The sequence below is a fragment of the Spirosoma luteum DSM 19990 genome (assembly GCF_000374065.1).
Lineage (GTDB): Bacteria > Bacteroidota > Bacteroidia > Cytophagales > Spirosomataceae > Spirosoma > Spirosoma luteum.
On record NZ_KB893291.1, the window covers coordinates 1 to 4,724 of the forward strand.

A 4,724-nucleotide genomic window follows, 5' to 3' on the forward strand; every position below is an offset into this window, starting at 1 on the left:
GGCAAACTGAAGGCCACGATTCTGCCCAACCCGGTATCGGATGAGTTCCGGCTTCGTCTGGAAGGGTTGCAGGGTCAGACGGTTCGTCTGGAGTTGAGTGATGTGAGTGGTCATTCGGTGATAAATCGTCTGGTTGAGGTGGTCAGTGACGATCATCAGGAGTCGGTACGGTTCGCTCAGCCGGGTCGTGGGTTGTACCTGTTGCGGGTGAGCCAGGGTCAGCAGGCGGTGACTCTGAAAGTGATTCGGGAGTAAGCACCGACCAGTAATAGTTAATAAAAAAGGAGGGCTTTTTCAGCGATGGAAAGGCCCTCCTTTTTTGATGGTTACTCATTACAAAAACTGGCCGCATAAAGTAGCGGGAAAAGGTAGTGTTTCCCTGAAATACGAAGTGGTAGGAGGGTATTGGTTTGTCAACGGAAGGTGTGATTTTTCAGGGTGGTGTAGTATGAAGGATATGTGACAGGTGAAAAAATCAGGTATTTGTTACGCTTAATAAAAAGACCGGGAAATAATTATAAAAAATAGCTATATAATCTTTTTTTAATTGACATTTACTTCGTTAATGCTTACCAAAAGACCCTGAAATACAGGAGGTTTTGCTAAGGCTCATGATTAACCAATTCCCTGTTTTTCACTTAACTCATAACTGTTTACATGATGAGAGATTTACGAAGGTGTAGTACCGGAGCACTACTTGTACTGGTATTGGTAGCAATGTCGTTTGCGGTGCAGGCGCAGGTAACAACCCGGATACTATCGGGGGGTAACGTGGGTTTAAACCAGTTTGGTGCATTCGGCCCCCAGGGACCTAGTATTTCCCGGTCGGAACTGCCACGGCTGGATGTTGCTCAATTAAGAGCTGAAGACGAGCAATATCGTAAAAACGGTCGTCCGATGCGGGTAGCGGTTCAGCAAAATATCAGCCTGGACATTAAAAAAGTAGGGACTATCACTGAACGGAATGGATACCGTGTTTATCAGCACGAAGTACTGGCACCGGAAGCGGGCGGGTTGAGTGCCATATTCGACCGGTTACAACTGGCCGAAGGAGCCCGCGTTTTTCTGTACAATGCAGAGCAAACCGTGTTGATTGGGCCCATTACCAGCCAGCAAAATAGTACGAATGCCACCTTTACCAGTGGGCATGTCACCGGTGATCGGCTCATTATTGAGTTACAGGAACCCGTTGGTGTAGCCGGGCAAAGCCAATTGCATCTGATGGGTGTTGCTAACTTTTACGAACCCAGGGGCCCTTTCGGGCCACTACGCCCCGCCGGTAGCTGCGAAAACAACCAGGCTTGCTTCCCCGATTATCAGGCAGAAGCAGATGGTGTAGCCCTTATTCTGGTTAATGATGGTGCAGGAGGATTATATCTCTGTACAGGGTCGACTGTTAACGATGCCCGACAGAGCTTTCGCTCTTTCTTCCTTACGGCCTTTCATTGCACTGACTTCAACGGAAACCAAGTCAACGAGCCCAATGAAATCAGCTCAACGGCTGGCTGGACTTTCTATTTTAAATACCAAAGTGCCACCTGTACGCCTAGTACAGATGATAATGTGTACGTAACCATCAACGGAGCGACGTATCGCTCAGGTAGTGCGGCTTCTGATTTTACGCTGGTCGAATTGAACGCTCAGGCTCCGCAAAGTGAAAGTATTTCCTTTTTGGGCTGGGACCGCAGTAGCAATCTGTCCAGCAGTGTATTTGGAATTCACCACCCCAATGGTTCTCTGAAGAAAATTTCGTTCGGAGGGGCCACCTCAACCGTTGGTGTAGCTTATTTACCAGGGGGAAACTACAATGTAACGCCAGGAACCTCTTTTCTACAACTTAGCTGGAATAATGGTGTTACAGAAGGCGGATCATCCGGCTCTGCCTTATTCGATGGAACGTCCCGTCGGGTTGTTGGTCAACTACTGGGGGGCTCATCGTTCTGTTCATCACCGAATGCCCCTGATCAATATGGTCGCTTTTTTACATCCTGGACGGGGGGAGGGGCAAATAACAACCGACTCAGCAACTGGCTTGATCCAACGGGTGTCAGCGGCAACACAACAAACCTGGCGGTGCCAACAGTTAGTGGACCGACGGCCTTTACCAACACGGGTTCGTTTGCTCTCAATACAGGCACATCGTCCATAACCTCCTGGTCTATCGTCGGGGCAAATGCTGCTTCTTTTTCGGTAAGCAGTGGCTCTGGCAATATAGCTAATCTGACAGCCACCACCAGTGCGTCAAATGTTGTTATTCAATTCACGGTAGCTGCAGGTCAGGGTTACCCGATCCTATTTACCAAAACATTCAACGCTACTGTAGCGACTCCACCGGCCAACACGCCCCCTACAGTGGCTAACCCGGTTAGCCCCCAGTCGGCTACAGTGGGTATCGCTTACACCCTTTCACTGGCCAACGTGTTTACCGACGCCGAAACGCCCTCCAGCCTGACGCTATCAGTGACGGGCCTGCCTACGGGGCTAAGCTTCAGCCCGCCCGCTACTATTTCGGGTACCCCCTCGATGAGTGGAGTGAGTAGTGTAACAGTGAAGGCCACCGATCCGGGGAGCCTGTCGGCCAGCACCAGCTTTACCATCACCGTCAATCCGGCTCCCATTGTGGTTACTCCCCTGGCCCTGACGCTGACGGCCAATCCTATGATGCTGACCACTAGCGGGACAACTTCGCTGTCGGCTACGGTATCGGGCGGAACCACCCCCTACAGCTACACCTTCACCGGACCTGGCACTATTACGCCAAGTGGCAACACCGCTTCGGTGACCAACCTGCCTGCCGGGGTGCAGACCTTCACCGTCGTGGCCCGGGATGCCACCTCACCCACCAGCCAGAGCATCAGCGGTACGGTCAGCGTGACGGTAAGCCAGGCCAACACCCCTCCGGTGGCTACCAGCAATGCCAACCAGACGGCCACCGTCGGCGTAGCTTTCTCCTACACGGTTAACGCCTTCACCGATGCTGAGACACCCAACGGCCTGACCTACACGGCCAGCATCAACCCCGCCAACGGGCTAAGCTTTGACCCCGGTACCCGAGTCATCTCAGGTACACCTTCCATGTCGGGGGTATCGAGTGTGACCGTAACAGCCACTGATCCGGGGAGCCTGTCGGCCAGCACCAGCTTTACCATCACCGTCAGCCCGGCGCCCACTCAGCCCCCAACGCCTGCCTTCAGCATCACCGGGGTAACCACCCTGAGCTGTGAGGCCATCTCGGCCGGCCAGCGCCGGGTGAGCTTCAACCCCCGCTACGCGGGCCTGGATGGCAGTCCGGTCAGCTTCTCGGTGGTCAATGAAATGCTGCCCACCACGGCACCGGGGCCTTACACGCTGAATCTGTACACGGATAACCCGGTCATCACCCTGAGCGCTACCCAGAACGGGGCCACCACCCAGTTTGCCTACAACTGGCTGTCGGCCTGCAGCTCATCAACGGGCAACACCCCACCTACGGTAGCCAATCCGGTTGGCCCTCAGTCGGCCACGGTGGGCATTGCCTACACGCTCTCGCTGGCTAATGTGTTTACCGATGCCGAAACACCCAACAGCCTGGTGCTGTCGGTGAGTGGTCTGCCCGCGGGGCTCAACTTTGTGGCCCCTTCGACCATCTCGGGAACGCCTTCCATGTCGGGTGTCTCAACGGTGACCGTCACGGCCACTGATCCGGGGAGTATGAGTGCCAGCACCAGCTTCACCATCACGGTGAGTCCGGCCGCCGGTACGCCCCCCCCACCAACGGGTACCTTCAGCATCACCAGCGTGCAGACCATCAGCTGCCAGGTGCTCTCGGCCGGTCAGCGGAGACTGACCTTCAATCCCCAGTACGCGGGTGTCAATGGCGCGCCCATCAGCTTCTCGGTGGTCAATGAAATGACACCCACCACCAATCCGGGTCCCTACAGTCTGGACCTGTACACGGACAATCCGGTGGTGACCCTGCAGGCAGTGCAGAGCGGCATAGCCAGCAGCTTTGCCTACAACTGGCTGGCGGCCTGTAGTTCCTCGACGGCCAACACTCCGCCCACGGTAGCAAATCCGGTTAGTCCCCAGTCAGCTACGGTGGGCATGGCCTACACGCTCTCACTGGCGGGTGTGTTCACCGATGCCGAGACACCCAATCAGTTGACGCTGATGGTAAGTGGCCTGCCCGCGGGACTTAGTTTCACCGCTCCTTCGACCATTTCGGGAACGCCAAGTATGTCGGGTGTCTCGACGGTGACGGTGACGGCGACTGATCCGGGGAGCATGAGTGCCAGCACCAGCTTTACCATCACGGTCAGTCCGGCGGGTGGTACTCCACCAACGGGTACATTCAGTATCACGGGGGTGCAGACGGTGAGTTGCCAGGTCATCTCGGCCGGTCAGCGTCAGGTGAGTTTCACTCCCCAGTACGCGGGGGTCAATGGTAGTCCGATCAGTTTCTCGGTGGTCAATGAGATGCTGCCCACGATGGCACCAGGGCCTTACACGCTGAATCTGTACACCGACAATCCGACTATTACCCTGAGTGCGGTGCAGAGCGGAGTGAGCAGCAGCTTTGCCTACAACTGGCTGGCAGCCTGTACGCCTTCTGCCCCCAGTGCGCGGGTGGGTGCTGGTTCGGAGCTGAGAGGCAAACTGAAGGCCACGATTCTGCCCAACCCGGTATCGGATGAGTTCCGGCTTCGTCTGGAAGGGTTGCAGGGTCAGACGGTTCGTCTGGAGTT

At 55.3% G+C, this 4,724-nt stretch carries 2 protein-coding genes; both read left to right on the top strand.

Annotation, left to right across the window (positions count from 1 at the left end; all coding sequences use genetic code 11):
* The coding region (locus B156_RS29835) for a T9SS type A sorting domain-containing protein (protein WP_040586318.1) at window positions 1-255 on the top strand (255 nt) is incomplete at its 5' end.
* A gap of 402 nt (window positions 256-657) precedes the next feature.
* Window positions 658-4,724: putative Ig domain-containing protein (locus B156_RS29840; RefSeq protein ID WP_245563818.1), on the top strand; the 4,067-nt coding region annotated here is incomplete at its 3' end.